Annotated in this window: 23 protein-coding genes and 1 pseudogene; 12 read left to right on the top strand and 12 right to left on the bottom strand. The window is 66.4% G+C overall.

The window, feature by feature from the left end; genetic code table 11:
- The first annotated feature begins 6 nt into the window (after positions 1 to 6).
- The 3 genes and pseudogenes from JNJ68_RS01650 to JNJ68_RS01640 all read left to right on the top strand — a co-directional run.
- Positions 7 to 3,111, top strand: coding sequence for a valine--tRNA ligase (locus JNJ68_RS01650; RefSeq protein ID WP_294978133.1), 3,105 nt, complete (start codon positions 7 to 9; stop codon positions 3,109 to 3,111).
- Positions 3,112 to 3,193: 82 nt separating this feature from the next.
- Complete coding sequence (locus tag JNJ68_RS01645) at positions 3,194 to 3,610, top strand: hypothetical protein (protein ID WP_294978131.1); 417 nt, start codon at positions 3,194 to 3,196, stop codon at positions 3,608 to 3,610.
- 93 nt (positions 3,611 to 3,703) lie between these two features.
- A pseudogene (locus JNJ68_RS01640) lies at positions 3,704 to 4,015 on the top strand (DUF1992 domain-containing protein); the annotation flags it as partial.
- A gap of 67 nt (positions 4,016 to 4,082) precedes the next feature.
- Here the strand turns inward: JNJ68_RS01640 and JNJ68_RS01635 are convergent.
- On the bottom strand, positions 4,083 to 5,120 hold the full coding sequence (locus tag JNJ68_RS01635; protein WP_294978129.1) for a cytochrome-c peroxidase: 1,038 nt from the start codon (positions 5,118 to 5,120) through the stop codon (positions 4,083 to 4,085).
- Between the two features lie 209 nt (positions 5,121 to 5,329).
- Here JNJ68_RS01635 and JNJ68_RS01630 point away from each other — a divergent pair, with 209 nt between their 5' ends.
- Positions 5,330 to 6,430, top strand: coding sequence for a pyridoxal phosphate-dependent aminotransferase (locus JNJ68_RS01630; protein ID WP_294978127.1), 1,101 nt, complete (start codon positions 5,330 to 5,332; stop codon positions 6,428 to 6,430).
- Here JNJ68_RS01630 and JNJ68_RS01625 read toward each other — a convergent pair whose 3' ends face one another.
- The 3 genes from JNJ68_RS01625 to JNJ68_RS01615 all read right to left on the bottom strand — a co-directional run bounded on the left by JNJ68_RS01625 (position 6,431) and on the right by JNJ68_RS01615 (position 9,706).
- Entirely contained in the window at positions 6,431 to 6,811 is a 381-nt protein-coding gene (locus JNJ68_RS01625) for a DUF4177 domain-containing protein (protein WP_294978125.1), read from the bottom strand. It abuts the gene before it with no gap.
- 106 nt (positions 6,812 to 6,917) lie between these two features.
- Positions 6,918 to 8,429: an Asp-tRNA(Asn)/Glu-tRNA(Gln) amidotransferase subunit GatB gene (gatB, locus tag JNJ68_RS01620; RefSeq protein ID WP_294978123.1), complete on the bottom strand. Its 1,512-nt coding sequence runs from the start codon at positions 8,427 to 8,429 to the stop codon at positions 6,918 to 6,920.
- A 68-nt stretch (positions 8,430 to 8,497) separates the two neighbouring features.
- Entirely contained in the window at positions 8,498 to 9,706 is a 1,209-nt protein-coding gene (locus tag JNJ68_RS01615) for a hypothetical protein (protein ID WP_294978121.1), read from the bottom strand.
- A gap of 177 nt (positions 9,707 to 9,883) precedes the next feature.
- Here JNJ68_RS01615 and JNJ68_RS01610 point away from each other — a divergent pair, with 177 nt between their 5' ends.
- On the top strand, positions 9,884 to 10,399 hold the full coding sequence (locus tag JNJ68_RS01610; protein ID WP_363165184.1) for a transglycosylase SLT domain-containing protein: 516 nt from the start codon (positions 9,884 to 9,886) through the stop codon (positions 10,397 to 10,399).
- A 4-nt stretch (positions 10,400 to 10,403) separates the two neighbouring features.
- Here the strand turns inward: JNJ68_RS01610 and pepN are convergent, their stop codons facing one another.
- On the bottom strand, positions 10,404 to 12,965 hold the full coding sequence (pepN, locus tag JNJ68_RS01605; protein ID WP_294978117.1) for an aminopeptidase N: 2,562 nt from the start codon (positions 12,963 to 12,965) through the stop codon (positions 10,404 to 10,406).
- A 111-nt stretch (positions 12,966 to 13,076) separates the two neighbouring features.
- On the opposite strand from pepN, the gene JNJ68_RS01600 reads away from it, so the two are divergent.
- From JNJ68_RS01600 to JNJ68_RS01585, 4 genes are read left to right on the top strand one after another with little or no spacing between them, the layout of a single operon-like run.
- Positions 13,077 to 14,498 (top strand): FAD-binding domain-containing protein, encoded by a 1,422-nt coding sequence (locus JNJ68_RS01600; RefSeq protein ID WP_294978116.1) that lies wholly within the window; start codon positions 13,077 to 13,079, stop codon positions 14,496 to 14,498.
- Positions 14,499 to 14,557: 59 nt separating this feature from the next.
- Complete coding sequence (locus JNJ68_RS01595) at positions 14,558 to 16,582, top strand: FAD-dependent oxidoreductase (protein WP_294978114.1); 2,025 nt, start codon at positions 14,558 to 14,560, stop codon at positions 16,580 to 16,582.
- Positions 16,582 to 18,090 (top strand): trimethylamine methyltransferase family protein, encoded by a 1,509-nt coding sequence (locus JNJ68_RS01590; RefSeq protein ID WP_294978112.1) that lies wholly within the window; start codon positions 16,582 to 16,584, stop codon positions 18,088 to 18,090. The genes JNJ68_RS01595 and JNJ68_RS01590 overlap by 1 nt, the downstream gene beginning before the upstream one ends.
- Positions 18,091 to 18,097: 7 nt before the next feature.
- Positions 18,098 to 18,691, top strand: coding sequence for a TetR family transcriptional regulator C-terminal domain-containing protein (locus JNJ68_RS01585; RefSeq protein WP_294978111.1), 594 nt, complete (start codon positions 18,098 to 18,100; stop codon positions 18,689 to 18,691).
- Here the strand turns inward: JNJ68_RS01585 and JNJ68_RS01580 are convergent, their stop codons facing one another.
- From JNJ68_RS01580 to JNJ68_RS01570, 3 genes are read right to left on the bottom strand one after another with little or no spacing between them, the layout of a single operon-like run.
- Entirely contained in the window at positions 18,692 to 19,582 is an 891-nt protein-coding gene (locus JNJ68_RS01580) for an SRPBCC domain-containing protein (protein ID WP_294978110.1), read from the bottom strand.
- Positions 19,579 to 20,049 (bottom strand): SRPBCC family protein, encoded by a 471-nt coding sequence (locus JNJ68_RS01575; protein ID WP_294978180.1) that lies wholly within the window; start codon positions 20,047 to 20,049, stop codon positions 19,579 to 19,581. Before JNJ68_RS01575 ends, JNJ68_RS01580 begins: the two co-directional genes overlap by 4 nt.
- 14 nt (positions 20,050 to 20,063) lie before the next feature.
- The gene (locus JNJ68_RS01570; RefSeq protein WP_294978108.1) at positions 20,064 to 20,405 is read right to left on the bottom strand and encodes a metalloregulator ArsR/SmtB family transcription factor; all 342 of its coding nucleotides are present in this window, start codon (positions 20,403 to 20,405) and stop codon (positions 20,064 to 20,066) included.
- 199 nt (positions 20,406 to 20,604) lie between these two features.
- Between JNJ68_RS01570 and JNJ68_RS01565 the strand changes: the two genes are divergently transcribed.
- On the top strand, positions 20,605 to 22,749 hold the full coding sequence (locus JNJ68_RS01565) for a malate synthase G (protein ID WP_294978106.1): 2,145 nt from the start codon (positions 20,605 to 20,607) through the stop codon (positions 22,747 to 22,749).
- 245 nt (positions 22,750 to 22,994) lie between these two features.
- On the opposite strand, the gene JNJ68_RS01560 is transcribed toward JNJ68_RS01565, so the two are convergent.
- The 4 genes from JNJ68_RS01560 to JNJ68_RS01545 form a co-directional block, all read right to left on the bottom strand.
- Entirely contained in the window at positions 22,995 to 23,234 is a 240-nt protein-coding gene (locus JNJ68_RS01560) for a hypothetical protein (protein WP_294978104.1), read from the bottom strand.
- Between the two features lie 31 nt (positions 23,235 to 23,265).
- Positions 23,266 to 23,796, bottom strand: a complete 531-nt coding sequence (locus JNJ68_RS01555; protein WP_294978179.1) for a DUF6525 family protein — start codon at positions 23,794 to 23,796, stop codon at positions 23,266 to 23,268.
- Positions 23,797 to 23,843: 47 nt separating this feature from the next.
- Entirely contained in the window at positions 23,844 to 25,046 is a 1,203-nt protein-coding gene (locus tag JNJ68_RS01550) for a GTP-binding protein (protein WP_294978102.1), read from the bottom strand.
- Between the two features lie 122 nt (positions 25,047 to 25,168).
- On the bottom strand, positions 25,169 to 25,420 hold the full coding sequence (locus JNJ68_RS01545; protein ID WP_294978100.1) for a BolA family protein: 252 nt from the start codon (positions 25,418 to 25,420) through the stop codon (positions 25,169 to 25,171).
- An 83-nt stretch (positions 25,421 to 25,503) separates the two neighbouring features.
- On the opposite strand from JNJ68_RS01545, the gene JNJ68_RS01540 reads away from it, so the two are divergent.
- Entirely contained in the window at positions 25,504 to 26,136 is a 633-nt protein-coding gene (locus tag JNJ68_RS01540; RefSeq protein WP_294978098.1) for a DnaJ domain-containing protein, read from the top strand.
- A gap of 124 nt (positions 26,137 to 26,260) precedes the next feature.
- A partial coding sequence (locus JNJ68_RS01535) for an AAA family ATPase (RefSeq protein WP_294978178.1) occupies positions 26,261 to 26,849 on the top strand: 589 nt, incomplete at its 3' end.

The following is a 26,849-nucleotide window of genomic DNA, read 5'->3' as shown; positions in this document are numbered from 1 at the left end:
TGCGCGATGCCGATGGAAAAGACCTTCAACGCCGCCGAGGCCGAGGCCCGGATCTCGAAGCTGTGGCTGGACGCCAAGGCGTTCAAGGCGGGCGCGAATGCCAGGCCCGGACGCCCGGCGTTTTCGGTCATGATCCCGCCGCCGAACGTCACCGGCTCGCTTCACATGGGCCATGCGTTCAACAACACCTTGCAGGACATCCTGACCCGCTGGCACCGGATGCAGGGCGACGACACGCTTTGGCAGCCGGGCACCGACCATGCCGGGATCGCAACCCAGATGGTGACCGAGCGCGAGATGGCGAAGGAGGGCAACCTCAGCCGCCGCGAGATGGGGCGCGAGGCGTTCACCCTGAAAGTCTGGGAGCAGAAGCGGAAGTCGCGCGGCACGATCATCGGGCAGTTGCAGCGGCTGGGGGCAAGCTGCGACTGGGACCGCGAGGCCTTCACCATGTCGGGCGCGCCGGGGGCTCCGGCGGGCGAGGAGGGCAACTTCCACGATGCGGTGATCAAGGTCTTCGTCGACCTTTACAACAAGGGCCTGATCTATCGCGGCAAGCGGCTGGTGAACTGGGACCCGCATTTCGAGACCGCGATTTCCGACCTGGAAGTCGAGAATATCGAGGTGCCGGGCCATATGTGGCACTTCAAGTATCCTTTGGCCGGGGGGGAAACCTACGAATATGTCGAGAAAGACGCGGAGGGGAATGTGACCTTCCGTGAGACGCGGGATTATATCTCCATCGCCACCACCCGGCCCGAGACGATGCTGGGCGATGGCGCGGTGGCGGTTCATCCATCGGATGAACGTTATGCGCCAATCGTCGGACATCTTTGCGAAATTCCGGTTGGGCCAAAGGAACACCGCCGGTTGATCCCGATCATCACCGACGAATATCCCGACCCGACGTTCGGCTCGGGCGCGGTGAAGATCACCGGAGCGCATGACTTCAACGACTATGCGGTGGCCAAGCGCGCCGACATCCCCTGCTACCGGCTCATGGACACCCGCGCGCAGATGCGGGCGGACGGGGTGCCCTATGCCGAGGCGGCGGAAGTGGCGCTGCGCATGTCGCGGGCCTGGCTGGTGGCCAAGGGCTATGCGACGCCGGGGTTCGCCGAGCAGCCGTTTGCATTGAGCGAGGCGGAGGTGGACGCGCTGAACCTGGTGCCGGACGACCTGCGCGGACTGGACCGCTACGAGGCGCGCAAGCAGGTGGTGGAGCAGATCACCGCGGAGGGGCTGGCGGTGATGGTGCTTCCCGACGATCCGCGTCTTGGTAGGTCGGGGCGTGCCCCGACTCCGGCGGAAGAGCCGGGGCACGCCCCGGCCTACGTCCCCTATGTCGAAGCGAAACCGATCATGCAGCCCTTCGGCGACCGGTCCAAGGTCGTGATCGAGCCGATGCTGACCGACCAGTGGTTCGTCGACACCGCCAAGATCGTCGAGCCCGCGCTTGATGCGGTGCGGACCGGCCGGACGAAGATCATCCCGCCGAGCGGCGAGAAGACCTATTACCACTGGCTGGAGAACATCGAGCCCTGGTGCATCTCGCGCCAGCTCTGGTGGGGGCACCAGATTCCGGTGTGGTATGGGGTCGCCAAGGACTTCATTGGCAACGAGGAAGGCCAGAAGTTCTCACAGGTGAGTTTTTGCGCACCGGACAGCGAGTCAGCGCGGGAATTGGCCAAAGAATACTACGGGCCGGACTTCGAGGTGGGCGTTTCGCTCGGATCGAATGGCGCGGGTCAACCGTCGCACAGCATGCCGTATGACAGGAATGGTCACACGGTTCGCGCCGTAACGATCTACCGCGAGCCCGACGTCCTCGACACCTGGTTCTCCTCCGGCCTCTGGCCCATCGGCACGCTCGGCTGGCCGGAACAAACCGAGGAGTTGAAGAAATACTTCCCCACCTCGGTCCTCGTGACCGGGCAGGACATCCTGTTCTTCTGGGTCGCCCGGATGATGATGATGCAGCTGGCCGTGGTGGACGACATTCCCTTCCGCACCGTCTACCTCCACGGCCTCGTCCGCGATGCCAAGGGGAAGAAGATGTCGAAGTCCCTGGGCAACGTCATCGACCCCTTGGAGATCATCGACGAATACGGCGCCGATGCGCTGCGGTTCGCCAATGCGGCGATGGCCTCGCTTGGCGGCGTCCTGAAGCTCGACACCCAGCGGATCGCGGGCTACCGGAACTTCGGAACGAAGCTGTGGAACGCCTGCCGCTTCGCCGAGATGAACGGGGTCTGGGAGGGTCACGCGACCGGCCCCACCCCCAACCCCAAGGCGACCGCGAACCGCTGGATCATCGGCGAGACGGTGAAGACCTTGGCCGAGGTGAACGTGGCGCTGGCGGACTTCCGCTTCGACCAGGCGGCGGATGCGCTTTACAAGTTCGTCTGGGGCAAGGTCTGCGACTGGTATGTGGAATTCGCCAAGCCGCTGTTCGACGGCCCGGATGCTGCCGAGACCCGCGCGACGATGGCCTGGGTGCTGGACCAGTCGATGATCCTTCTCCACCCCTTCATGCCCTTCATCACCGAAGAGCTGTGGGGCACCACCGGCAAGCGCGCGAAATTGCTGGTCCACACCGACTGGCCGGAGCTGCCCGCCACCCTGATCGACCGCGACGCGGAACGCGAGATGACCTTCGTCACCACGCTGATCGACGATATCCGGTCTGCCCGGGCGCAGGTGCATGTGCCGGTGGGCCTCAAGGCCGATCTGGTGGCGACCTCGCTCACCGACGAGGCCCGCGCGGCGTTCCAGCGCAACGAGGCGCTGATCAAGCGGCTGGCGCGGGTGGAGACTGTCACCGAAGGTGCGGCACCGAAGGGCAGCATCGCGGTGGCGGCGGAGGGGGCGGCTTTCGCGATCCCGCTCGCCGGGCTGATCGACATCGCCGAGGAGAAATCGCGGTTGCAGAAAGCGCTGGACAAGCTGGCGAAGGAGATCGGCGGGCTGAAAGGGCGGCTCGACAATCCGAACTTCGTCAGGTCCGCGCCGGAGGATGTGGTGATGGAGGCGACCTCGAACCTGGAGGCGCGCCAGGAAGAGGCATCGAAGATCGGGGAGGCCCTGGCCCGACTGGCGGACCTGGGTTAGTTTTCGGCGGTAGGGAAATCCCGCCCAAGCCTTTCCATGGTGGATGCGTCAGATTGATGCAACCCCCGGAAAGGACACCGACATGCGCCTTCTCGTTTCCGCCCTCGCTCTTCTTGCCTGCACGGTCACGGCGGCCCTGCCCTATTCCGAAGAGCCGCTGCCGCAGATCGTCCTGAGGGGCGGCGAGGGGCAGGCGGTCGCGGACAGCGGGGTGGTCCTGCTGCTGACGAAAGTCGACGACCAGCGCTGCCCGGCGGGGGTGGACTGCTACTGGGAAGGCATGATCCGCGCCGAGATCACGGTGATGCCGCCGAAGGGCGAGCTGGCGCAGATCGTGCTGTGCAACCTGTGCGAGGATGGCGAGCGCAGCGCCACGGTCGCGGGCCTGACGCTGACGCTGATGGGCCTTGCCCCGTCCACGGAGGAACTGGCGAAACATGCCCGCCCGCCGATCCTGACAGACTATGCGCTGACGGTCGCCTACCAACCCGCCGACTGACGCTTTCCCGTCCGCGTTTTGCCGGGCAGAGCCGTGGCAAGCGCCTTGCAACGTCGGCCGCATGGACCCACCTTCACGGACAGGAGGTGATGCATGTCCTGGCTGTCGCGCCCGGTCGAACGCCAGATCCAGAAGGCCCGGTTGAAAGGCCAGTTGCAGGGGCTGGAGGGCGAGGGCAAGCCGCTTCCGGACCGGCCCGGAGACGCCTTCGTCTCGCCCGGCGATGCGGTGGGCTTTCGGATTATGGCGCAAGCGGGGGTCTTGCCCGAGGAAATCGTGCTGAAGAAGGCTGTCGCGACCCAGCGGGAACATCTTGCGGCATTGACCGGTGAGGCGGAGCGGAAAGCCGCGACGACCGAACTTGCACGGCTGGAGATGCGGCAGGCCATCGCCGAGGAAGTGCGCTGCAGTTCCTGCGCTGAGGCGCAAAGGGAAAGGGCGGCCCGAAGACCGCCCCCTATCGTTCACAGGATCATTCGACCATCGTGGTCGGCCGCGGCGTGCCGGCGGTTTCCGCAGGCAGGACCGGCAGGCTCACCTCGGGCATGGTGCCGGTGAGACTGTTCAGGAAGGCCACGATCTGCGCGGTTTCTTCCGGCTTCAGGCTTTCGCCCAGCTGGCTTTCCGCCATGATCTCGACCGCCACGTTCAAGTCCCAGACCTTGCCCGAGTGGAAGTAGGGCGCGGTCAGCGCGATGTTGCGCAGGGGCGCGGCGCGGAAGACATATTCGTCCGACGCGGTTTCCGTGACCTTGAAGCGGCCCTTGTCGCCCTCGGGCAGCACTTCGGCTCCGGGCTTCTCGACCAGGCCGAAGGGATAGTAGCCATGCCCGCCGACGTTCACGCCCGAATGGCAACCGGAGCAGCCCTTGTCCATGAAGAGTTGGAGCCCGGCCTTGGCCTCGGCGGTCAGCGCGTTGTCGTCGCCGTTGAGGTAGGCATCGAAGGGCGCCGGGGTCAGCAGCGTCGCCTCGAAGGCCTCGATCGCCTTGGCCATATTGTCGAAGTTCACCGGATCGGCCTGGTCGGGGAAGGAGGCTGCGAACCAGGCGACATAGTCCGGCATCGAGCTGAGTGTCGCCACCACATTGTCGGGCGTGTTCGCCATTTCGACGCCGGCCTGCACCGGACCCTTGGCCTGGGCAGCCAGGTCATCGGCCCGGCCATCCCAGAACTGCGCCTCGTTCAGGACGGCGTTCAGCGCGGTCGGCGCGTTGCGCGGCCCCTTCTGCCAGCCGTGGCCGACCGAGGTTTCCATGTTGTCGTCACCGCCGGTGGTCAGGTTGTGGCAGGAATAGCAGGAGAAGACGCCCGAGGCCGAGAGCCGCGGATCGAAGAACAGCGCCTTGCCGAGCGCGATCTTTTCGGGCGTGACGGTATTGTCGTTCAGCGCCGGAAGGGTGGATGGCAGGGGCTTGAACTGCTCCACCGCCGCGTCGTGCAAGGCGTCGGCGACGACGGGCCCCGCAAGGGCTGTCGTGGCTATCAGGGCATAGGTGAGTGACCGCATGGCTGCCTCCGGTTCGGGTCTGCTGGTTCGCCGCAAGTATCGCTGCAGTGCGGAAAAACCTCCCTGATCTAGATCAATTCTAAAGTGCAATTGCTGCGGCGTGCGGTCGCAGTTTGCCCGCTAACAGTCTGGAAACGCGCGGAAAAGCCGACTGGAGTGCTAAGGAATTAGCCCTTGCGCGGTCCGCTGGCCCGTGCCAGCCTGCCATCATGTCGCGCTTCCTCACCCCCCATGCCGCCCAGCTTTCCTCCACCGTCCCCTTCACGGGGCCCGAGGCGCTGGAGCGACGGACGGGCATTTCGTTCCGTGCAAGGCTCGGGGCGAACGAGAGCCTGTTCGGCCCCTCGCCCCGGGCGGTGGCCGCGATGCGGGAGGCGGCGGCGGGCGCCTGGATGTATGGCGACCCCGAGAACCATGATCTGAAACAGGCGCTGGCGGCGCATCATGGCGTGACGCCCGGCCATATCGCGGTGGGTCCGGGGATCGACGGGCTCTTGGGGTTGGTCTGCCGGTTGACGCTGGAACCCGGCATGCCGGTGGTGACCAGTCTTGGCGCCTATCCAACCTTCAACTTCCATGTCGCGGGCTATGGCGGGGCCTTGACCCGGGTGCCCTACAAGGGCGATCATGAGGACCCGGAAGCACTTGTTTCCGAAGCGAAATCCCTGGCTGCGCGGCTGGTCTACCTCGCCAACCCCGACAACCCGATGGGCAGCCACCACCCCGCGCAGGTGATCGAGGACATGGTGGCGAACCTGCCGGACACCGCGCTTCTGATTCTGGACGAAGCCTATGCCGACCTTGCGCCCGAGAGCTCGGTGCCGGTGATCCCGGCGGAGCATCCGCAGGTGATCAGGATGCGGACGTTTTCCAAGGGCTACGCTCTGGCGGGCGCGCGGGTGGGTTATGCGATCACCAACCCCGATCTGGCGCTGGCCTTCGACAAGGTGCGCGATCATTTCGGAATGAGCCGGATTTCCCAGGCCGGGGCGCTGGCGGCGCTGAGGGATCAGGACTGGCTGAGAAGTGTAAAGGACAGGACGGTTGCGGCGCGCGCGCGGCTTTCGGCGATTGCAGTGTCGAACGGGCTGGTCCCCCTGCCATCCGCCACCAATTTCGTCACCATCGACTGCGGCCGCGACGGGGATTACGCGCGGAAGCTGCTGGCGGAACTGGGCAGGCTGGGGGTGTTCATCCGGATGCCAGGGGTCGCGCCGCTGGACCGCTGCATCCGCATCAGCCTGGGCGACGACCGGACGCTGGATATCCTTGAGGAAACCCTGCCTCTGGCGCTTAAGGCTGCGGGCTGATCACTCGGCGGCGAGGTCGGACTTGGCAGGACCGAGCGCGGGGGCATTGCCCGGCGCCGGGACCTCGGCGGGGCCGAGACGGCGGGCGGCGGGCAGCGGCTCCTGCAAGAGCAGCCGCGTGGTGCCCGGAGCTATGGGGGCAAGCGACTCGATCACCCGGCGGAAGACCAGCACGTTCTGAAAGGTGGTCTTGCTGCCGGTCAGGCCGACCCGCTCTTCGCAGGGCAGCGCATCGGCGCGAACGTAGTCCCAGCCTTCGGCGCCCAGCTGGTTCATCAGGGTGGTCAGGGCCAGCGCGAAGCGGTCTTCTGTGGTCTTCACGCCACGGGCCCTTTCCCCGCGCTTCGGGGCGGGAATGACCTTGAACTCGAAACGCTGCATCGGGTTTCTCCCGGTTTGGTCGGGAATTCATATGAGAAACTTGCGCTAACCGCAAATCACGGAAGCTTTTTTCCGCCGATGCGCGGTTCTGCGGCAACAGCCGGGTTCAGAGCCCCAGCTTCGCCGCGACCAGCGCGTTGACCGTGGCCGGGTTGGCCTTGCCGCCGGTGGCCTTGATCACCTGGCCGGTGAACCAGCCCGCAAGCTTTGGATTCGCCTTGGCTTTTTCCACCTGATCCGGGTTCGCGGAGATGATCTCGTCCACCGCCTTTTCGATCGCGCCGGTGTCGGTGACCTGCTTCATGCCCCGAGCCTCGGCAATCTGCGCCGGGTCGCCGCCTTCGGTATAGACGATCTCGAACAGGTCCTTGGCCATCTTGCCGCTGATCGTGCCCGCGGCGATCAGGTCGATGATCCCGCCAAGCTGCTTGGTCGAAACCGGGCTTTCGGTGATGTCGTGGCCTTCCTTTTTCAGCCGCCCGAACAGTTCGTTGATGACCCAGTTCGCTGCCATCTTGCCGTCACGGCCTTTCGCGACGTCATCGAAATACCGTGCTGAATCCAGTTCGGCGGTCAGCACGTTGGCGTCATAGTCTGTCAGGCCATAGTCCGCCATGAAGCGGGCCTTCTTGGCATCGGGCAGTTCCGGCATCGCGGCATGGATGCCATCGACCCAAGCCTGCTCGATCTCGAGCGGCAGAAGGTCGGGGTCGGGGAAGTAGCGGTAATCATGCGCCTCTTCCTTCGACCGCATCGAGCGGGTCTCGTTCTTGTCGGGGTCGTAGAGGCGGGTTTCCTGCACGATGGTGCCGCCGTCCTCAATGATAGCGATCTGGCGGCGGGCCTCAAAGTCGATGGCGGCCTGGATGAAGCGCATCGAGTTCATGTTCTTGATCTCGCAGCGGGTTCCCAGGTGCGAGAAGTCCTGCGTTTCCTGGTATTTCTCGTACTGGCCGGGGCGGCAGACCGAGACGTTCACGTCGGCCCGCAGGTTGCCGTTCTGCATGTTGCCGTCGCAGGTTCCAAGGTAGCGCAGGATCTGGCGCAGCTTGGTGACATAGGCGGCAGCTTCCTCGGGCCCGCGGATGTCGGGGCGGCTCACGATCTCCATCAGGGCAACGCCCGTGCGGTTGAAGTCGACGAAGCTCAGGTTCGGGTCCATGTCGTGAATGGATTTCCCGGCGTCCTGTTCCAGGTGGATGCGCTCGATCCGGACGCGGCGGGCGATGCCGGGGGCCAGTTCCACGATCACCTCGCCCTCGCCCACGATCGGGTGATAGAGCTGGGAAATCTGGTAGCCCTGCGGCAGGTCGGGGTAGAAATAGTTCTTGCGGTCGAAGGCCGAGGTCAGGTTGATCTGCGCCTTCAGCCCCAGCCCGGTGCGGACCGCCTGTTCCACGCAGAATTCGTTGATCACCGGCAGCATTCCCGGCATCGCGGCATCGACGAAGGCGACGTTGGAGTTAGGCTCCGCACCGAAGGTGGTGGAGGCGCCGGAAAAGAGCTTGGCGTTGGAGGAGACCTGGGCGTGGATTTCCATGCCGATGACCAGCTCCCAGTCGTGCCTGGCCCCGGCGATCACCTTGGGCGCGGGCGCGGTATAGGTCAGGTCGAGCATGGGGTGCCTCCGAAAGCGGTCCTGCGGCCGGGTTTAGGCCGCAAGCCGCGACAGGGCAAGGGGAGGTGTCAGGTCCGCCGCACCAGCGTGCCGAGGCCGTCGCCCCGCCGCACGATCCGCGCGCCGCGTTTCAGAGCGGGGCCGAAGACCTCGGCCATGGCGAAGGCGAGGGTTTCGGTCCGGCTGGTCCAGCAATCCATCTGGATTTCGCGCAGGCGGTTCCAGAGCACGTCGGACAGCGCAGCGCGCGTCTTGGTCAGCTGCCAGGCGGCGCCCTGCCCGTCCTTGCGGAAGTTCATCGCCATGCCGGAGAGGACACAGGCGGCGACATTGGCGCGATGCTGGCAGCCGGTGGCGATCTGGTAGTCGTGCAGCGCCTCGAGGAAAAGCTCCAGCTCCAGGGTCGGGGACAGGTCGCCCAGCGCCTCGGCGGCGGCGATGTGGAACACCGCGTAGGAGGCCTTGCCGGTGACCGCCTCGGTCATGCGGACGGACCGCCGCGCGGCCCGTTCGAAGCCCGAAAGCGAGCCATACCAGCCGGGCAGCATGTTGACGGCATGGGCGGCATGGACGGCGGCATCCTCGGGGTCGAGGTCGACCCAGTCCTCATACCATTCGCGGCTGACGGCGGCCCCGTCCTCGATCCCGGGGATCAGGCCGTAGCGGGTGCCGGCGAGAAGGGGCGACATTTCCTCGATGGGATCGAAAAGGGTGACGAGGGTTTCGGCACGCTCGAAATGCACCGCGCCTTCCGACCAGATCTCGCGTGAGAGCTGGCCCTGCGGCGCGGTCTTGCGCCGGGCATTGGCATAGTCGAGATGACCCTGCGCCACGACTTGCGCGGCGCAGTAGTCGTCCGGGTTGCGGTCGTAGAGGCCTTCGAGCGTTTCGACCTCGGCCACGGCGGTCGTCCAGTCCTTGCGCGCGATCGCCGCAGCCAGCCCCGCGCGCATCCCTTCGCTGATCAGCGGCGCGACACGGTGCCCGCCCGAGGCCATCACCCGTTCCTGGTCGGTATAGCGCAGCGCCTCCAGGAGGTCGGCCCATTCACCTGCCGCGGCCATCGCGGCATGATCGTCGCGGATGCACTGCCATTCGGTCCGCTCGGCACCCAGACGCATCACGGGAACGTCGAGCCGCCCCAGCACCTGCTCGGCCGTCAGCCCGTCAAGGAACTCCCCGCCCGGCCCGGCAACCGGCCGTAGCAGAGTGGCATCTTCTTGCTGACCGCGTCCCGCGCGGGTTTTCACATGCATCAGCGACGGTGTAACTAGCATCGACTCGCCCTCCGGGCAGGTTTCGGCTGCCACAGGCGGACCGTGATGCCGGATCAGGGCGAAAAAAGGGAAATGCGGTGATTTTCGGGTGACGTCGACATGCACAAGGGCATGATTCTGGGAATGTTTGCGGCAGTTTCGCTGTCGGGTTGTATCAGCACGGCGCCGGAGGATCAGATGTCCTTTGTCGCTCCACCGATGCAATGGGACCACCATCCCGAGGGGGCGGAGTGGACCGAATCGACCCTGGTGGCGGTGTCAACCAAGGATCCGCAACTGTCCGAGCGGGTTCCCGCCGACATTGAAACCTGGTGCCCCGGGTATACCGATGCCTCGGTCGAAGAGCGTCGGGCATTCTGGACCGGGCTGCTTTCGGCGGTGGCGAAGTATGAAAGCACCTGGAACGAAAAGGCCTCGGGCGGCGGCGGGCGCTGGATCGGGCTGATGCAGATCTCGCCCCGGTCGGCGGCGAACTACGGCTGCGATGCGACTTCGGTCGGCGCGCTGAAGGACGGCGAGGCCAACCTGGAATGCGCGGTCGAGATCATGTCGACCCAGGTCGCCAAGGACGGGCTGGTGGCCGGGGGCGGCAACCGCGGCATCGGGCGCGACTGGGCGCCGCTGCGGTCGAGCGAAAAGCGGGAGGCGATGGCAGCCTGGACCCGCGCGCAACCCTATTGCAAGGCGACCTGAGCGGTCAGCCCGCCGCCAGCATCCGTTCGACCATCTCGCGCAGGTCGCCCGACAGGCCGGGGGCGGCAAGCATCCGTTCCAACTCGGCGCGGGCCAGCTTGCGCCGCGCCGCGTCGTATCGCGGCCAGGTCTCGAAGGCGGTGGAGACGCGCGAGGCGGTCTGCGGGTTCAGCGGGTCAAGCTTCAGAAGCCAGTCGGCGACCAGCTTGTAGCCCGCGCCGGAACGGTGGTGGAAGGCGGCGTGGTTGGCGGCCAGCGCGCCGATCACGGTGCGGAAGCGGTTCGGGTTCTTCCAGTCGAAGCCCGGCGTCCCGATCAGCCTGGCGGTCAGGGCAGCGGCGTCACCGGGTTCGGCGGTGGCGATTTGCAGGGCATACCATTTGTCCATCACATTCGCGTCGCGGCCCCAGCGGGCGGCGAAGGCTGTCAGTTCCTTCTCGCCCTGATGCACATCCAGAAGTGCGGCCAAGGCGCCGATCTCCTCGGTCATGCTGCGGGCCCGGGCGAAGGCCGAGGCGGCGAGCTTGCCGCCGTCGCGCCGGGTCAGAAGCTGAAGCGCCGCGATCTTCAGCGCCCGCCGCCCGGCTTGCGCCGCCGAAGGCGAGAAGGGCGCGTTGTCATCCAGTTCCTTGTAAAGCCTGTGCAATCCCTCGCCCAGGCGGATCGCCAGCGCCCCTGCCATCTCGCGCCGGGCGGCGTGGATCTTGGCGGGGTCCGGGATTCGGCCCATGGCGTGAATGGTCTGGGCCAGGTCGTCCTCGCCTGGCAGCCGCAGGCAGAGCGCCCGGAACGCGGGGTCAAGGCTGTCGTCGAAGGTGACGGCGGCAAGGGCGTCCAGCCAGTCCGACCGGACCGGCGTGCCCTTCAGCGCCATCTCGGCCATGACCTCCTTGGCCAGCGCCCGGCCTGCCTCCCATTTGTTGAAGGCATCGGTGTCGTGGGCCAGAAGAAACGCGCGTTCGCCGGGAACAGACTTGCGGTCGAGAACGACGGGGGCCGAGAAACCGCGCAGGATGGAGGGGACGGGCTTGGCCGCCAGCCCCTCGAAGCGGAAGCTCTGCTTCGCCCGCGTCATCTCCAGCATGATCGTGGGCACGACCTCGTCGCCGTTGGGGTTGAGGAGCCCGACCTTGATCGGGATCACCTTCGGCTGCTTTTCCGGCTGGCCCGGCGTGGGCGGGTTCACCTGCGTGAAGGTCAGGGTGTACACACCGTCGTCCCATGTGTCCGTGACCTTGAGGCGCGGGGTGCCGGCTTCGGAATACCAGCGCTTGAACTGGGAAAGGTCGCGGTCGGTCGCGTCCTCGAACACCTTGAGCCAGTCCTCGATCGTGGCGGCGTCGCCGTCATGGCGATCGAAATAGAGGTCGAGCGCGCGTTTGTAGCCGGTATCGCCGACCAGAGACTTCAGCATCCCGATGACCTCGGCCCCCTTCTCGTAGACGGTGGCAGTGTAGAAGTTGTTGATCTCGACAAAGCTTTCCGGCCGCACCGGATGCGCCAGCGGCCCGGCATCCTCGCGGAACTGGCGGGCGCGGAGGGCCACGACATCCTCGATCCGGCGCACGGCGGCTGACCGCATGTCGCCGGAAAACTGGTGGTCGCGGAAGACGGTAAGGCCTTCCTTCAGGCAAAGCTGGAACCAGTCGCGGCAGGTGATCCGGTTGCCGGTCCAGTTGTGGAAATACTCATGCGCGATGATCGCCTCGATCCGGGCATAGTCGTCGTCGGTCGCGGTTTCGGGGCTGGCGAGGACGTAGCGCGAGTTGAAGATGTTCAGCCCCTTGTTCTCCATCGCGCCCATGTTGAAATCGTCGACCGCGACGATGTTGAACACGTCCAGGTCGTATTCCCGGCCATAGACCTCTTCATCCCAGCGCATCGAGCGGATCAGGCTGTCCATCGCATAGGCGCAGCGGTCCTCGTCGCCGGGGCGAACCCAGATGTTCAGCGCGACGGTGCGGCCCGAGGCGGTGGTGAAATCGGCGGAATAGGCGCGAAGGTCGCCCGCGACGAGGGCGAAGAGATAGGCCGGCTTCGGCCAGGGGTCGTCCCATTCGGCCCAGCCCTTGCCGCTGCCGGTGGGGTTGCCGTTCGACAGCAGCACCGGCAGATCGGACTCGATGCGCACCTTGAAGCGGGACATCACGTCGGGCCGGTCGGGATACCAGGTGATCTTGCGGAAGCCCTCGGCCTCGCATTGGGTGCAATACATGCCGCGGGACATGTAGAGGCCTTCCAGCGCCGTGTTGGCGTCGGGCACAATCTCGACTTCGGTTTCCAGCGTGAAGGGGCCGTCCGGCAGGTCAGCGGCAGCGATGGTCAGCGAACGATCGTCGATCCGGGGCGCAACAGTTTGGCCGTCGACCGTGCAGGAGATATGCGTCAGCCCCTCGCCATCCAGCCGAAGGTCGTTTCGCCCCGGCCGTTCCGGGTTCGGGCGCAGGGCCAGTCGCGCCTGCACGCGGGTTGCTCCTGGCGAGAGACGGAAGGTCAGGCCCACGCTGTCGACGATGTGGCTGAACGGCTGGTAGTCGGTCAGGTGGATGGTCTTCTGCTCGGACATTTGGCGCTCCCTTTCCTGCCGAAGCTACGGCGGATTGCCCCGGACGCAAGGGGGCGCATCAGCTGCCTTTTGCCGCTTTACGAATCCCCGCCGGGGCGGCATCCATGTTCCATGAATGTTCTTATCTGGTTCAAGCGCGACCTGCGCATTCACGACCATCCCGCGCTGGTGCTGGCTGCCGGGGTCGGGCCGGTCCTGCCGGTGTTCGTGGTGGAGCCGGAGCTATGGGCAGCGCCCGAAGCCTCGGCCCGGCAGTGGGAGTTCGTGGCGGAGAGCCTGGGCAGTCTACGCCAGGCGTTGGCGGGGATCGGGGCGCCGCTGGTGGTGCGGGTGGGCGATGCGGCGGCGGTGCTGGCGGGTCTTTGCCGACGGCATGGCATCGGCCAGATCGTCAGCCTGGCAGAGACGGGGACGCCCTGGACCCAGGCGCGCAACTGGCGCGTGGCGGACTGGGCGAAGGGTGCGGGGATCGTTTGGACTGAGCTGTCGCCCCCCGGCACAGGGGATGCGTTCCAAGGCGGCCCTGACACCCTTCCGCCCGCCCCTGCCCTGCGCGTGGTGGCCGGAGTGGAGCCGGGCCTGATCCCGCCCGCGCGAGCCTTGAAACTGGCCGCCGATCCCTGCCCCCACCGCCAGCTGGGTGGCCGCGACCGGGCGCTGGAGTTGCTGGAGAGCTTCCTGTCGCGCCGCGGCGAGGGCTATGGGGCGGCGCAGTCCTGCCCGCTTGCAGCCGAGCGCGCCTCGTCCCGGCTGTCTCCGCATCTGGGCTGGGGCGTGCTGTCGGCCCGCGAGGTCGCGCTGGCTACCGCGATGCGGCAGGCGGAACGGCCCGGCGGGCGCTGGGGCGCGGCGCTGTCGGCGTTTCAGTCCCGTCTGGCCGCGCAGCGGACATGCTCTGACGGGATCGTCACCCAAGTTGCGGACCCCTTGGTTCAGCCCCTGGGCGATGCGGCGCGGCTTGCCGCCTGGGCGCAGGGCGAGACCGGCCTGCCCTTCCTGGACGCCTGCCTGCGCTATCTGCGGGCGACCGGCTGGCTGAATGCGCGGCTGCGGGAAATGGTGGCTTCGGTCGCGTGCCATCAGCTTGGGCTCGGCTGGCAAGGGGTGGGCCAGCGCCTTGCCAGCCTGTCCACCGACTATGTCCCCGCTATCCACTCGCCGCAGATGGCGGCGCTGACGGGGGCCGGGCCTGCGGGCGTTTTCAATCCGGTGAAGCTGGGACGCAGCCTCGACCTGGGGGGAGTGTTCACCCGCCGCTGGCTGCCGGAACTGGCGACCGTGCCGGATGCCTTCCTGCAGACGCCCTGGCGCTGGCCCGAGGCGCGGCAGCTTCTCGGGCATCGCTACCCCGAGCCGATCATCGACCTAGCCACCGCCACGCGCGAGGCACGAAAGCGGCTGGACCTGAGCCGGCGTCCAGCGGGGTTCGCCGAAGGGGGCAACGGGTTTGTCTTGAAGCCAACCAGCCGCAGCGGGCCTACGCGGACCCTTCGGTCGAAGCCGTCGCAAGAGCAGCTTTCCCTGCCCTTCTGATCCGCTTGACGCATGATGCCAGTCGCTCTTACTATACAGTAATTCAGTAAGGATGATCCATGCCCCGCGACCCCTGTTATGACATCCTTTTCGAACAGGTGCGGATCGGCCCGGTGACCGCGCCGAACCGGTTCTACCAGACGCCGCATGCCACCGGCTTCGGCTGGCAGCGCCCGCAATCCGGCGCAGCCTTGCGGGGGGTGAAGGCCGAGGGCGGCTGGGGCGTGGTCTGCACCGAATATTGCTCGATCCACCCCACGTCGGACGACAGCCCCTTTGCTTTCCTCACGCTGTGGGACGATGACGACATCGCCCCCCTCGCCCTGACGGCGGAGGCGATCCACGCGCATGGATCTCTCGCGGGGATCGAGCTTTGGCATGGCGGCGCCCATGCCTCGAACCGGATGACGCGGCTGCCGGGGATCGCGCCCGACGTGCAGCCCGCGCTCTACCACCTGCCGACAACGGCACGGGCAATGGACAAGGCCGACCTCCGCGCCTTTCGCGGCTGGCAGCGCGATGCGGCGCTGCGGGCAAAGCGGGCGGGGTTCGACATCATCTATGTCTATGCGGGCCACGACTACCTTCCGTTCCAGTTCCTGTCCCGCCGGACCAACCATCGCGGCGACGCCTATGGCGGCTCACTGGAGAACCGGGCACGGCTTCTGCGCGAGATGATCGAGGATACCAAGGAGGCGGTGGGCGACACCTGCGCCGTCGCAGTGCGGCTGGCGGTGGACGAGTTGCATGGGCCGGAGGGGATCACGTCGGTCGGCGAAGGTCGCGAAGTGATTGAAATGCTGGCAGACCTGCCGGACCTTTGGGACGTGAACGTGGCGGGGGCACTGGGGAACGACTCTCGGTCGGCCCGGTTCTCTTCGGAGGGGTTTCAAGAGGAAAACGTCGCCTTCGTGAAGGGTCTGACCTCGAAGCCTGTGGTGTCGGTCGGCCGCTTCACCTCGCCCGACCGGATGGTTTCGCAGATCAAGCGGGGAGTGCAGGATTTCATCGGCGCGGCGCGGCCCTCCATCGCCGATCCGTTTCTTCCGGCAAAGATCCGGGACGGGCGCGAAGACGAGATCAGGGAGTGCATCGGCTGCAACATCTGCCGGGCGGCGAACAATGAAGGCGTGGGCCTGCGCTGCACGCAGAACCCGACCATGGGCGAGGAATGGCGGCGCGGCTGGCACCCGGAGCGGATCGCCGTCTACCCGAAGCGAGAGACGGCGCTGGTGATCGGCGGCGGTCCGGCAGGCCTTGAGGCGGCGCTGACGCTGGGGCGACGGGGGCTGGAGGTGACGCTGGCCGAGGCGGGCGATACCTTCGGCGGGCGCCTCCTGCGCGAGGCGACGCTCCCGGGGCTGGCCACATGGATGCGGGTGCGGGACTGGCGTCTGACCATGCTGGCCAAGCTGCCAAACGTGCAACTGTTCCCGGCCAGCCGGATGGGCGTTGCCGATGTCGCAGAGTTCGGCGCGGATCATGTGGTGGTGGCGACCGGCTCGCGCTGGCGTCGCGACGGGGTGGGGGTCTATGCCATCCGGCCCGGCACCTTTCCCGACGCGCTGACGCCGGACGATGTCGTTGCCGGAATGGCGTTGTCTGGGCCGGTCGTGATCTACGATGATGAACACTATTTCATGGCTGGGGCGTTGGCCGAGCGGTTGGCCCAGCAGGGACTCCAGGTAACTTATGTGACAACCGCCGCCGTCGTGTCCTGCTGGACAGTGCTGACCAATGAACAGGACTTCCTGCAAGCCCGACTGATCCGGGCCGGAGTAAGGATCGTTACGCTCAGATCCCTGAATTCACAGCACAAGGGAAAGGTCATGCTGTCCTGCGTCTACACGGGGCGGGAAGAGGCCCTGCCCTGCGGCACGCTGGTGCTTGCGACCGGACGCCTGCCGGACGACACGCTCTGGCACGATCTTGCCGCCCAAGGCGTCCGCGCGACCCGGATCGGCGATTGCCTTGCCCCCTCCTCCATCGCCGATGCCGTGCATTCCGCCCACCGCTACGCCCGCCTTCTGGGTGAACCCGACGTGCCCCCGCGCCGCGAGCGCGCCCCGGAAAGGAGCCTCTGATGCGCCAGCGCCGCCCGGCCCGCAGCCCAAATGCCATCCCCCAGCGCCCGTTTGGGCAGGTGCCGCGAACCTACGACCCGATCCGGGTGTTGTCGGAGGATCAGGTGGAAGCGATTCACCTGGCCGCGCTGACGCTACTGGTGGAACAGGGGATGCGGGTGCTGAACCCCCGCGCCATCGAGTATTTCCGCCATGCCGGTGCGCGGGTGGAGGACAACATGGTCTACCCCGATCCCGACCTTGTCGAAGAGCGGCTGGCGACTGTTCCACGAACCTTCGCCATCGCCGCGCGGAACCGGGCCAAGGACCTGCGTTTCGGCGGCAGTGACATGGTGTTCTCTTCCGTCGGCGGCCCGGCCTATGTGATGGACCTCGACCGAGGCCGCCGCGACGGAACCTTGCAGGACATGCAGGATTTCCTGCGCCTGTGCCAAAGCCTGAACGTGATCCAGCAGGAATCCGGCGGACCGCTGGAGCCGATGGACCTGCCCGCCGGCACCCGTCATCTGGACCTTTACCTCAGCCAGATCACCCTTCTGGACAAGAGCTGGAACCTGAACGCGCTCGGGACCGAGCGGACGATGGACGGGCTCAACATGGCCGCACTCTCGATGGGCTGGACGCTGGACGATCTGTTGCGCCAGCCCATGATGATGGGGGTGATCAACACCAACTCTCCCCGGCAATTGGACGACCCGATGAGCCAGGGGCTGATGACGCTGGCCGAGCATGGGCAGGTTGCCATCGTCACGCCCTTCACACTGGCGGGGGCGATGGCCCCGGTCAGCCTGGCGGGCGCGCTGGTCCTGCAACATGCCGAGGCGATGTTCGGGATCACGCTGACCCAGATCGTCCGGCCCGGCGTGCCGGTGATGTATGGCGGGTTCACCTCGAACGTCGACATGAAGACCGGTGCGCCCGCCTTCGGCACGCCGGAATATGCCAAGGCGGCGCAGGCCTCGGGCCAGCTTGCCCGCCGGATCGGGGTGCCGTTCCGGTCCTCGAACACCACTGCGGCCAATGCCATCGACGCGCAGGCGGCCTACGAGTCGATGATGTCGCTTTGGGGCTGCCTGATGGGCGGGGCACATCTGGTGATCCATGGCGCGGGCTGGATGCATGGCGGATTGACCGCCAGCTTCGAGAAGCTGATCCTCGACGCCGAGATGCTGGGCATGATGCAGGCCTATTTCAAACCCATCGCCGTCAGCGACGAAGCCCTGTCGCTTGACGCCATTGTTGAGGCCGGGGTGGGCGGGCACTTCTTCGGCACCGCGCAGACCATGGCCCAGTACGAGACCGCCTTCCACCCGCCGATGCTGTCGAACTGGGACAGCTATCCGAACTGGCTGGCGCGCGGGGCCGAGGAAGCCCCTGCCCGCGCCAACCGGATCTGGAAGGACCTGCTGGCGCAGTACGAGCCGCCGCCCCTTGACCCCGGCGTGCTTGAGGCGTTGAACGCCTATGTTGCCCGCCGCAAGGCCGAGGGCGGCGCTCCGACGAACTAGGACCCCGATGCCCCGCGCCTCTGCCCCCCGATTCACCCGGATGACCAGCGAGGACCGCCGCGCGCAGCTGATGGACGTGGCGCTGGCGGGGCTGGCGAAGGGGGGTATCCAGGAATTCACCGTCGACAGGATCTGCCAGGCGGCAGGTGTGTCGCGCGGGCTGATCCTGCACCATTTCGGCTCGATGGGCGGCCTTCTGGCGGCGGTCTATGCCAGGCTCTACCGCGAGACGACGCCGAACCTTGCATCCTTGCCAACCGATCTGCGGCTGGACGCCCTGATCGACGGCACCTTCGCACCGAAGGCCTTCAACCGCGACACGCTGAACGCCTGGGTCGCGCTCTGGGGCCAGATCGCCAATACGCCGAAGCTGCGCGAGGAGCACCGTCGGCAATACGCGACCTATGTCGAGGACGTGTCGGCAGCGATTGCGGCTTTGCCCACGGCGCCGGGGCGAGACATCGACGCCCGTCCCCTTGCCAAGTCGCTGATCTGCCTGATCGACGGGCTGTGCCTGCAACACTGCCTCGACCCCGAGGCGATGCCCGCCGAGGCCGCGAAAGAGGCCTGTCGCACCTTCCTCGCAGCCCAGCTTGGCTGATCACTCGGCGCCCACGATCCGCGCCAGCTTGCCCAGGGTCTGCAGCCCCAGCTCCACCGCGCCGAAGCCCTTGGCCTCGTGGTATTCCTTCGCGGTCGCCATCACCATGCCCAGAGTCACCCGGGTCGCGCCGCCCAGATCGTCGAACGACGCCCAGGCATCCGCGTGCTTCGGCCCGTTCTCGCCCCAGTGCAGCGTGTAGTCCAGCCGTGCCTCGGGAAGGATCGCGCCGTATTTGTGATGGTTCGGGAAGACCGTCCCGTCCGGCCCGATCATGTCGAAGACCCATTCGCCGCCCGCGCGCAGGTCGATGCGGCTGGTCCGGCAGGAAAACCCCTCTGGCCCCCACCATTTCGGCAAGCTCTCGACATTCATCCAGGCGCCCCAGACCACCGGGACCGGCGCTTGGATCACCCGCTGCAACAGCATCGTGCGCTCGGCCACCGCGCCCAGGTTCGCCAGCCCGGCGGTGAAGCCCTGCCGATAGCCCTCGGCCATGTCCCCGGCGAGCGAGGCAAGCTGGACCGTCACCGCGATCCGGGCTGCCTCGGCGTCGCCGGTGAAATCCGCCGTCACCAGCGCCGCTGATTTCCGCGCACCCTCCTGCGAGACGACCTCATAGCCCACCGTCCGCGCCTCGGGCACCAGGTCCAGCCAGCCAGCCTCGACCCGGATGTCCGGCTGCCCCTCCACCTTGCAGAGAGAGACCTCGCGCCCGCCCACCCTCGCGTCGGAGTCCAGGAATACAACCGTCACCTCGGGGCTCGGCGCGGCCCAGACCGCCCGCGCGGCGGGCGCGGTCCAGGCGGCATAGAGCGTCGCCACGGGGGCCGCGACCTTGCGCTCGAAGCTCAGCGTGGCGAAACGGTCCTTCGTCAGATCCCGGCTCATTTGATCAGCCCCTTGGCATACTCCTCCAGCTGCGTCACCACCGTGCCCCAGCCGTCGAAGAAGCCCATGTCCTCATGCGCCTTCCGGGTCTCGGGGGTCCGGTGCCGGGCGATGGCGGTATAGGTCGTCCCGCCCCCCGGCGCGTCGGACAAGAGCAGGATCGCGGTCATGAAAGGTTCCGGCGCGGGTTTCCAGCCTTCGGTGTAAGCGTCGGTGAACACGAGCTTTTCGCCCGGCACCACCTCCAGATAGACGCCCTTGTTGTCCATCACATTGCCTTCGACATCGAAGCTGGTGTTGAAGCGGCCGCCGACCCGCAGGTCGATATCCACCGCCGTCACCTTGTGTGGCTTCGGCACGAAGAAATGCGGAATGTGCTTCGGGTCGGTCCAGCATTCCCAGACCAGTCGGCGCGGTACCGCCAACGTGCGGGTGAAGCTGAGGTCGGTTGCGGGGTCCAGGCCCAGGGTCGTCTTGGCGGTCATTTTTCGCGCTCCTTCATGAGATTCATTACATAGTCGTCCAGCCGATCCAGCCGCGCCTCCCAGACCTTGCGCTGCTCGTCCAGCCAGTCGGTCATCGGCCGCAGGGCCGCAGGCTGGAAGGCGCAGGACCTGACACGCCCGTCCTTCTGGGTCGCGACCAGCCCCGCCTCCTCCAGCACCGACAGATGGCGCAGGATGGTGGGCAGGCGCAGGCCGGTCGGCCCGGCAAGCTCGCTCACCGGGGCCGGGCCCTTCGCCAGACGGTTCAGCATCATGCGCCGCGTCGGATCGGACAGCGCATGGAACAGGAGGTCGAGGTGGGGATCATGCTTAGCCATGTAGCTAACTAAACGCCCCATCCAGAGTCGCGCAAGAGAAACTTAGCCAATCGGCGAAGTTTTCTGCCTTCAGGATTTCCCGACAAGTGATTTCCGGTCTTGCTTGAAATTCCGCCCCGGCTTTCCTTGCCGCCACCCGGCCCCCTCGCCTATTGTGTGCCACAGCATACAAGCGGCCCTGCGGCCAAGGGGGATTGCCATGACGACGCGTCTGGATCGTGCGGGGCTTCAGGTGGATGCAGTGCTGGCCCGCTTCGTCGAGGACGAAGCCCTGCCCGGCACCGGGATCGAGGCCGGGGCGTTCTGGACCGGGTTTGCCGCCCTCCTGGCCGAGTTCGCCCCCCGCAATCGCGCTCTTCTGGCCAAACGGGAAGAGCTTCAGGCCAAGATCGACGCCTGGCACGTCGCCCGGCGCGGCCAGCCGCATGACCACCGCGCCTACAAGACCTTTCTGGCCGAGATCGGCTATCTCCTCCCCGAAGGCCCGGCCTTCACGATCGAGACCACCAACGTGGACCCCGAGGTCGCCAAGGTGCCCGGCCCGCAGCTGGTGGTCCCGGTGACGAACGCCCGCTACGCGCTGAACGCGGCGAACGCGCGCTGGGGCAGCCTCTACGACTGCCTCTACGGCACCGACGCGATGGGATCGCTGCCCCCGTCCGGCGGTTACGAACGCGGCCGGGGCGCCCGCGTGGTGGCCCGGGCGCGGGTGTTTCTGGACGAGGCTTTCCCGATTGCAGGCACCAGCCATGCCGATGCCCGCCGCTACGCGGTGAAGGACGGCGCGCTCCTGGTCGACGACCTGCCGCTGGTGGACCCTGCGAAGTTCGTGGGCTACCGCGGCAACCCGAAGGCGCCGGATGCGATCCTCTTGCGGAACAACGGGCTGCATGTGGAGCTGATCTTCGACCGCGCACATTTCATCGGCTCACGCGACCAAGCGCTGCTGGCCGACGTCCAGCTGGAAAGCGCGTTGACCGCGATCATGGATTGCGAGGATTCCGTCGCCTGCGTCGATGCCGAGGACAAGGTCGGGGCCTATCGCAACTGGCTGGGACTGATGCAGGGCACGCTCTCGGAGGTCTTCCGGAAGGGCGACCGTCAGGTGGAACGGCGGCTGGCGGCGGACCGGGACTACCTGGACCCGGCGGGCAACCCCTTCAAGATCAAGGGCCGCGCGCTGATGTGGGTCAGGAACGTGGGCCACCTGATGACCAACCCGGCAATCCTGCTGCCCGATGGGTCGGAGGTACCGGAGGGCCTGATGGACGCGATGGTGACGGTGGCCATAGCGCTGCATGATCTGCGGAAGACCGAGGGGATGCGGAACTCGGTCCTGGGCTCGGTCTATGTCGTGAAGCCGAAGATGCACGGGCCGGAAGAGGTCGCCTTCGCCGATGCCGTCATGGCGCGGGTCGAAGAGGTGCTGAGGCTGCCGAAGGCGACGGTGAAGCTCGGGATCATGGACGAGGAGCGGCGGACTTCGGTCAACCTGAAGGAATGCATCCGGGCGGCGAAGGGGCGGGTTGCCTTCATCAACACCGGCTTCCTGGACCGGACGGGCGACGAGATCCACACCTCGATGGAGGCGGGGGCGTTCAGCCGGAAGGACTTCATCAAGCGGAAGTCCTGGATCACGGCCTATGAGAACCTGAACGTCGATATCGGGCTGGAATGCGGGTTGTCCGGTCGCGCCCAGATCGGCAAGGGGATGTGGGCGATGCCGGACCTGATGGCGGCGATGATGGACGAGAAGATCGCCCATCCCCGCGCGGGGGCGAACACGGCCTGGGTTCCGTCTCCGACGGCGGCCACCCTCCATGCCCTGCACTACCACAAGGTCGACGTCTTCGCGGTGCAGACCCGGCTGGCCAAGGGGGGGCGGCGGGCGCATGTGGACGGGATCCTGGATATCCCGCTGGCCAGCTTCCAGGCCTGGAACCGGGCGCAGGTCACGCGGGAGGTCGAGAACAACGCGCAGGGGATTCTCGGCTATGTGGTGCGCTGGATCGACCAGGGGGTGGGCTGCTCCAAGGTGCCGGACGTGAACGACATCGGGCTGATGGAGGACCGCGCGACCTGCCGGATCTCGGCCCAGCATATCGCGAACTGGCTCCATCATGGGGTGGTGTCCGAGGCCGAAGTGATGGAGGCGCTGCGGAAGATGGCCGCCGTGGTGGACCGGCAGAATGCGGGGGACCCCCTCTACCGGCCGATGGCGCCGGCCTTCCAGGGGGCGGCGTTCCAGGCGGCCTCGGACCTGGTCTTCAAGGGGCGGGAGCAGCCTTCGGGCTACACGGAACCCCTGCTCCATGCCTGGCGGCTGCGGGTGAAGGCAGGGTAGTGTCCACGGTGGACAAACTCTGATGTCCTTTTGGAATCAATGGGTTGGTTGCGGGCGTTAGGGGAATTTTAACACCTGTCCGCGGGGTGGACTCGGGCGGTTTTCAGATGGAGCGCTGACGCGCGAAGACCTTTTGTCTCGTCGTCGGGCTTCGCCTCCTTCTCGGGCGTTGGGTGCGCTTCGCCCCCCAAACCCCCCGAGGATATTTGGAGCCAGGTGAAAGGGACTGGGTCGACGCGAGTCGATCAGGGCCGGTTTCTGCTGGGCGGAACCTGTCCCAGCACGCCGACTTCGCGGAAGCGGTTGGGACGGAGATAGGCCCAGTTCAGGAGAGCCGCCGGGACACCGATGACGAGGCCTGCGACAGCGGCCCAGAGGAAGGTGGACCAGTCGTAGTGGCCGAGGGAGAGGCCGGTGATGACGACGGCTCCGGCGATGGAGGAGGTCCAGAGGGCGAGGAGCCAGAGGCGAAGGTGCGGGAACATGGAGGGTCTCCCTGCGAGGGTGGATGCAGAGTCAACCCGGCAAGGGCGGTGCTGGTTCCCGCAAGGGATTTCCCGTGCGGAGGGGGTTTGGGAGGTTGTGGTGGAATGATGGGTGGGGACCCGCACTACGTCCGCTGGGCCAATGCGATCCCGAAGGAACGGGCATCGGGAGCAAGGGCGATTTCGGGTTGGGTGCCAACCCACCTTGGTGGGTCGGGATAGCCGCATCATCTGGAAATTCAGGCGTTTGCGCGGGGTGATGATGTTGATGGTGGGTTGGCACGCACCCTACGCCGGCTGTCGTTCGCAGGCATAATCGCAGGACATTGCCAGCCCGGGTATCATCGCCCTGCACCGGGGTAGGCTGGACCCCAGACCATAGCCGCATCGCGCGCGAGCGTCTTTGCCTGGCACGGTGCAGGCGATCCAGGGCGGCTTTCGGGCAACCGGATTCGCGCAGGGCACGGTGCCAGATGCGCAGCGCCGAGGTCGCGCTCCACGGAAGCGCGGCCCCGGCCAGCCAGATCCGCAGTTCGGGGGGAAGCCGGTCATGGACGGACATGGGGTTGGTCTTGCGCCAGTGCGCACGAGGCGCGGAGAGGTTCCGGTTCATGCCACGCGGTGCCGCCAACCGGGGAAGGGATCGGAAAACCCGGCCCAGGCCTCGGGCGTGAAGGCGCTGGCGGGGACGAGGGCCGCGTCCAGCCGGGCGCGCAGGGCGGCCTCGTCCATGCCATGGCCGATGAACACGATTTCCTGCCGCCGGTCGCCCCAGGGTTCTTGCCATTTGTGCGCCATCTCTCTCAGCGCATCGGGATGCGTCGGCCAACGTTCGCGCGGGACGCTGGCCCACCAGCCGCCAAGGGGCGTGATCGAGGAGACGGCCCCGGCAAGCGAGAACTCCGCAACCCAGTTCGGACGGGTCGCCAGCCAGAAATGCCCCTTGGCGCGGATCACGCCCGGCAGGTCTCCGTTCAGGAGCGCGTGGATGCGGCCGGGATGAAACGGTTGGCGGGCGCGGTAGACGAAGGCGGTGATCCCGTATTCCTCGGTCTCGGGTGTGTGGTGGGAGAAGCCGTAAAGCTCCTTGGCCCAGAGCGGATGCTCGGCCGCGCGGTCGAAATCGAAGAGGCCGGTGTCGAAGATCGCATCGGGATCGACGCGGGACTGGTCCGTCTCGATCAGCCGCGCGTCGGGGTTCAGCGCCCTGATGATCTTGCGCGCGGCATCGGCGCGTTCCGGGCCTGCATCATGCACCTTGTTCAGGATCACCACATCGGCGAATTCGATCTGGTCGGTGAGGAGCGTGACGAGAGTGCGTTCGTCGCCCGCGCCGAGGCTTTCGCCGCGATCGGCCAAAAAGTCATGGCTGGAGAAGTTGCGCAGGAGGTTGATGGCATCGACCACCGTGACCATCGTGTCGAGCCGCGCGACATCGGACAGGCTTTTTCCCGCCTCATCGCGGAAATCGAAGGTCGCCGCCACGGGCATCGGTTCCGCGATGCCGGTGGCTTCGATCAGCAGATAGTCGAATCTCCCCTCCGCCGCCAAACGGCGCACTTCGACGAGCAGGTCATCGCGCAGGGTGCAGCAGATGCAGCCGTTGGTCATCTCGACCAGTTTCTCCTCGGAGCGGGAAAGTTCGGTCCCCTCGCGGATGAGGTCGGCGTCGATGTTCACCTCGGACATATCGTTGACGATGACCGCGACACGGCGACCGTCGCGGTTGTTCAGGACATGGTTCAGCAGCGTGGTCTTGCCCGCCCCGAGGAAGCCGGAGAGGACGGTCACGGGGAGGCGGGTGTCTGGCATGGCATTCTCATGTAATGTTATCATATAACATATCTTGACCCCAAGATGCCTGCAAGCCCATAAAAGCGATCATTCAGTTGTGTCGGCGAGCTTTCGGCCCGCGCAGGCGATGCCGCCCCGCCCTACCCCACATCCAGCCCGATCGCATGCACCCGCTGGTTCAGATCGCCGAGCGCCGCCTGCACCGCCCGATGCCGCGCCACGCGGGTCATCTCCCGGAACGCCTCGGCGCGGATGGTGATGTGGAAATGGCTCTCGCCCGAGCCGTCATCCCCTGCGTGGCCCGCGTGGCGGTGGCTTTCGTTCACCACCTCCAGGACCGAGGGATGGAAGGCAGCGGTCAGGCGGTCCTCGATCTCGTCCTTCACAGCCATGTCAGGCCCCCTTCCAAATTCCCGCCAAAGCCTTAAACTTGTGCCCCCGAGTCGGAAACCCCCGTCGGAAAGGCCCCCTTCGCATGACCAGTCGTCCGCCCTTCGATTTCAACCTCAGCGCCGCGGCTGACAAGAAGCGCAAGAAAACCGGGCGGCGGGGCATGTCGGGGGCGTTCGAGACCGCTGACAAGCCCTGCGACTATCCGGGCTGCAAGGAGAAGGCCGCCTTTCGTGCCCCGAAGTCCCCGGACCTGCTGGACGAGTTCTTCTGGTTCTGCAAGGACCACATCCGCGAGTACAACCTGAAATGGAACTTCTTCCAGGGGACGACGGACGAGGAGTTCCAGAAGTTCCTCGACAAGGACCGGGTCTGGGAGCGCGAGACCAAGCCCTTCTCGCGCCAGGGTGACGGCAATGCCTGGGCGCGGCTGGGGGTGAACGACCCGATGTCCCTTCTGGGCGAGAAGGCGACGCAGAATCCCGGGCGGGTGCAGTCCACGGCGACACGGAAGCTGCCGCCGACCGAGCGCAAGGCCATCGAGATCCTCGATGCGCGCGACACGATGTCGAAGACCGAAATCCGCAAGGTCTACAAGGGGCTGATCAAGGTGCTGCACCCCGACATGAACGGCGGCGACCGCAGCCACGAGGAACAGTTGCAGGAGGTGGTCTGGGCCTGGGACCAGTTGAAGGACAGCCGGTTCTTCCGGGAATGAGAGCGGCGAAAACCGGCACCGGGCCGTCGTGTCCCGCCCTTCCCCTTGAACCCCCCCGCGATATGTTCCAAGGATGGCCGGTGCGGCGCAATGGGGCGTCGGCGGCTTTGGATGGACTTTGGCGATGCTGGATCAGGTGATGAAACCGACCGAGGAAATCTCGGTCCGCGATGTGTTCGGGATCGACACCGACATGCGGGTGAAGGGCTTCGCCGAGCGCACCGACCGGGTGCCGGAGATCGATTCGACCTACAAGTTCGACCCGGACACGACTTTGGCCATTCTGGCCGGGTTTGCCTATAACCGCCGGGTGATGATCCAGGGCTATCACGGCACCGGGAAATCCACCCATATCGAGCAGGTGGCCGCCAGGCTGCAATGGCCCTGCGTGCGGGTGAACCTCGACAGCCACATCAGCCGGATCGACCTGATCGGCAAGGATGCGATCAAGCTGGAAGACGGCAAGCAGGTGACGAAGTTCCACGAGGGCATCCTGCCCTGGGCGCTGCGCAATCCCGTCGCCATCGTCTTCGACGAATATGATGCGGGCCGCGCGGACGTGATGTTCGTGATCCAGCGCGTGCTGGAACATGACGGCAAGCTGACGCTGCTCGACCAGAACGAGATCATCACCCCGCACCCGTCCTTCCGCCTCTTCGCGACGTCGAACACGGTGGGCCTCGGCGACACCACGGGACTTTATCACGGCGTCC

Origin of the sequence: Tabrizicola sp. (assembly GCF_016793705.1) — a bacterium.
GTDB lineage: Bacteria > Pseudomonadota > Alphaproteobacteria > Rhodobacterales > Rhodobacteraceae > Tabrizicola.
This window is presented reverse-complemented; position numbering and strand designations above follow the sequence as displayed.

What these genes read in the sequence shown, in the direction of transcription:
- JNJ68_RS01565 (WP_294978106.1), top strand. Translation starts at nt 20,605, where the DNA reads ATGACGACGCGTCTGGATCGTGCGGGGCTTCAGGTGGATGCAGTGCTG.
- JNJ68_RS01595 (WP_294978114.1), top strand. Translation starts at nt 14,558, where the DNA reads ATGCCCCGCGACCCCTGTTATGACATCCTTTTCGAACAGGTGCGGATC.
- JNJ68_RS01610 (WP_363165184.1), top strand. Translation starts at nt 9,884, where the DNA reads ATGTCCTTTGTCGCTCCACCGATGCAATGGGACCACCATCCCGAGGGG.
- JNJ68_RS01630 (WP_294978127.1), top strand. Translation starts at nt 5,330, where the DNA reads ATGTCGCGCTTCCTCACCCCCCATGCCGCCCAGCTTTCCTCCACCGTC.
- JNJ68_RS01540 (WP_294978098.1), top strand. Translation starts at nt 25,504, where the DNA reads ATGACCAGTCGTCCGCCCTTCGATTTCAACCTCAGCGCCGCGGCTGAC.
- JNJ68_RS01585 (WP_294978111.1), top strand. Translation starts at nt 18,098, where the DNA reads ATGCCCCGCGCCTCTGCCCCCCGATTCACCCGGATGACCAGCGAGGAC.
- JNJ68_RS01555 (WP_294978179.1), bottom strand. Translation starts at nt 23,796, where the DNA reads ATGTCCGTCCATGACCGGCTTCCCCCCGAACTGCGGATCTGGCTGGCC.
- JNJ68_RS01600 (WP_294978116.1), top strand. Translation starts at nt 13,077, where the DNA reads ATGAATGTTCTTATCTGGTTCAAGCGCGACCTGCGCATTCACGACCAT.
- JNJ68_RS01560 (WP_294978104.1), bottom strand. Translation starts at nt 23,234, where the DNA reads ATGTTCCCGCACCTTCGCCTCTGGCTCCTCGCCCTCTGGACCTCCTCC.
- gatB (WP_294978123.1), bottom strand. Translation starts at nt 8,429, where the DNA reads ATGCTCGACCTGACCTATACCGCGCCCGCGCCCAAGGTGATCGCCGGG.
- JNJ68_RS01545 (WP_294978100.1), bottom strand. Translation starts at nt 25,420, where the DNA reads ATGGCTGTGAAGGACGAGATCGAGGACCGCCTGACCGCTGCCTTCCAT.
- JNJ68_RS01615 (WP_294978121.1), bottom strand. Translation starts at nt 9,706, where the DNA reads ATGCTAGTTACACCGTCGCTGATGCATGTGAAAACCCGCGCGGGACGC.
- JNJ68_RS01645 (WP_294978131.1), top strand. Translation starts at nt 3,194, where the DNA reads ATGCGCCTTCTCGTTTCCGCCCTCGCTCTTCTTGCCTGCACGGTCACG.
- JNJ68_RS01550 (WP_294978102.1), bottom strand. Translation starts at nt 25,046, where the DNA reads ATGCCAGACACCCGCCTCCCCGTGACCGTCCTCTCCGGCTTCCTCGGG.
- pepN (WP_294978117.1), bottom strand. Translation starts at nt 12,965, where the DNA reads ATGTCCGAGCAGAAGACCATCCACCTGACCGACTACCAGCCGTTCAGC.
- JNJ68_RS01580 (WP_294978110.1), bottom strand. Translation starts at nt 19,582, where the DNA reads ATGAGCCGGGATCTGACGAAGGACCGTTTCGCCACGCTGAGCTTCGAG.
- JNJ68_RS01590 (WP_294978112.1), top strand. Translation starts at nt 16,582, where the DNA reads ATGCGCCAGCGCCGCCCGGCCCGCAGCCCAAATGCCATCCCCCAGCGC.
- JNJ68_RS01650 (WP_294978133.1), top strand. Translation starts at nt 7, where the DNA reads ATGCCGATGGAAAAGACCTTCAACGCCGCCGAGGCCGAGGCCCGGATC.
- JNJ68_RS01570 (WP_294978108.1), bottom strand. Translation starts at nt 20,405, where the DNA reads ATGGCTAAGCATGATCCCCACCTCGACCTCCTGTTCCATGCGCTGTCC.
- JNJ68_RS01625 (WP_294978125.1), bottom strand. Translation starts at nt 6,811, where the DNA reads ATGCAGCGTTTCGAGTTCAAGGTCATTCCCGCCCCGAAGCGCGGGGAA.
- JNJ68_RS01635 (WP_294978129.1), bottom strand. Translation starts at nt 5,120, where the DNA reads ATGCGGTCACTCACCTATGCCCTGATAGCCACGACAGCCCTTGCGGGG.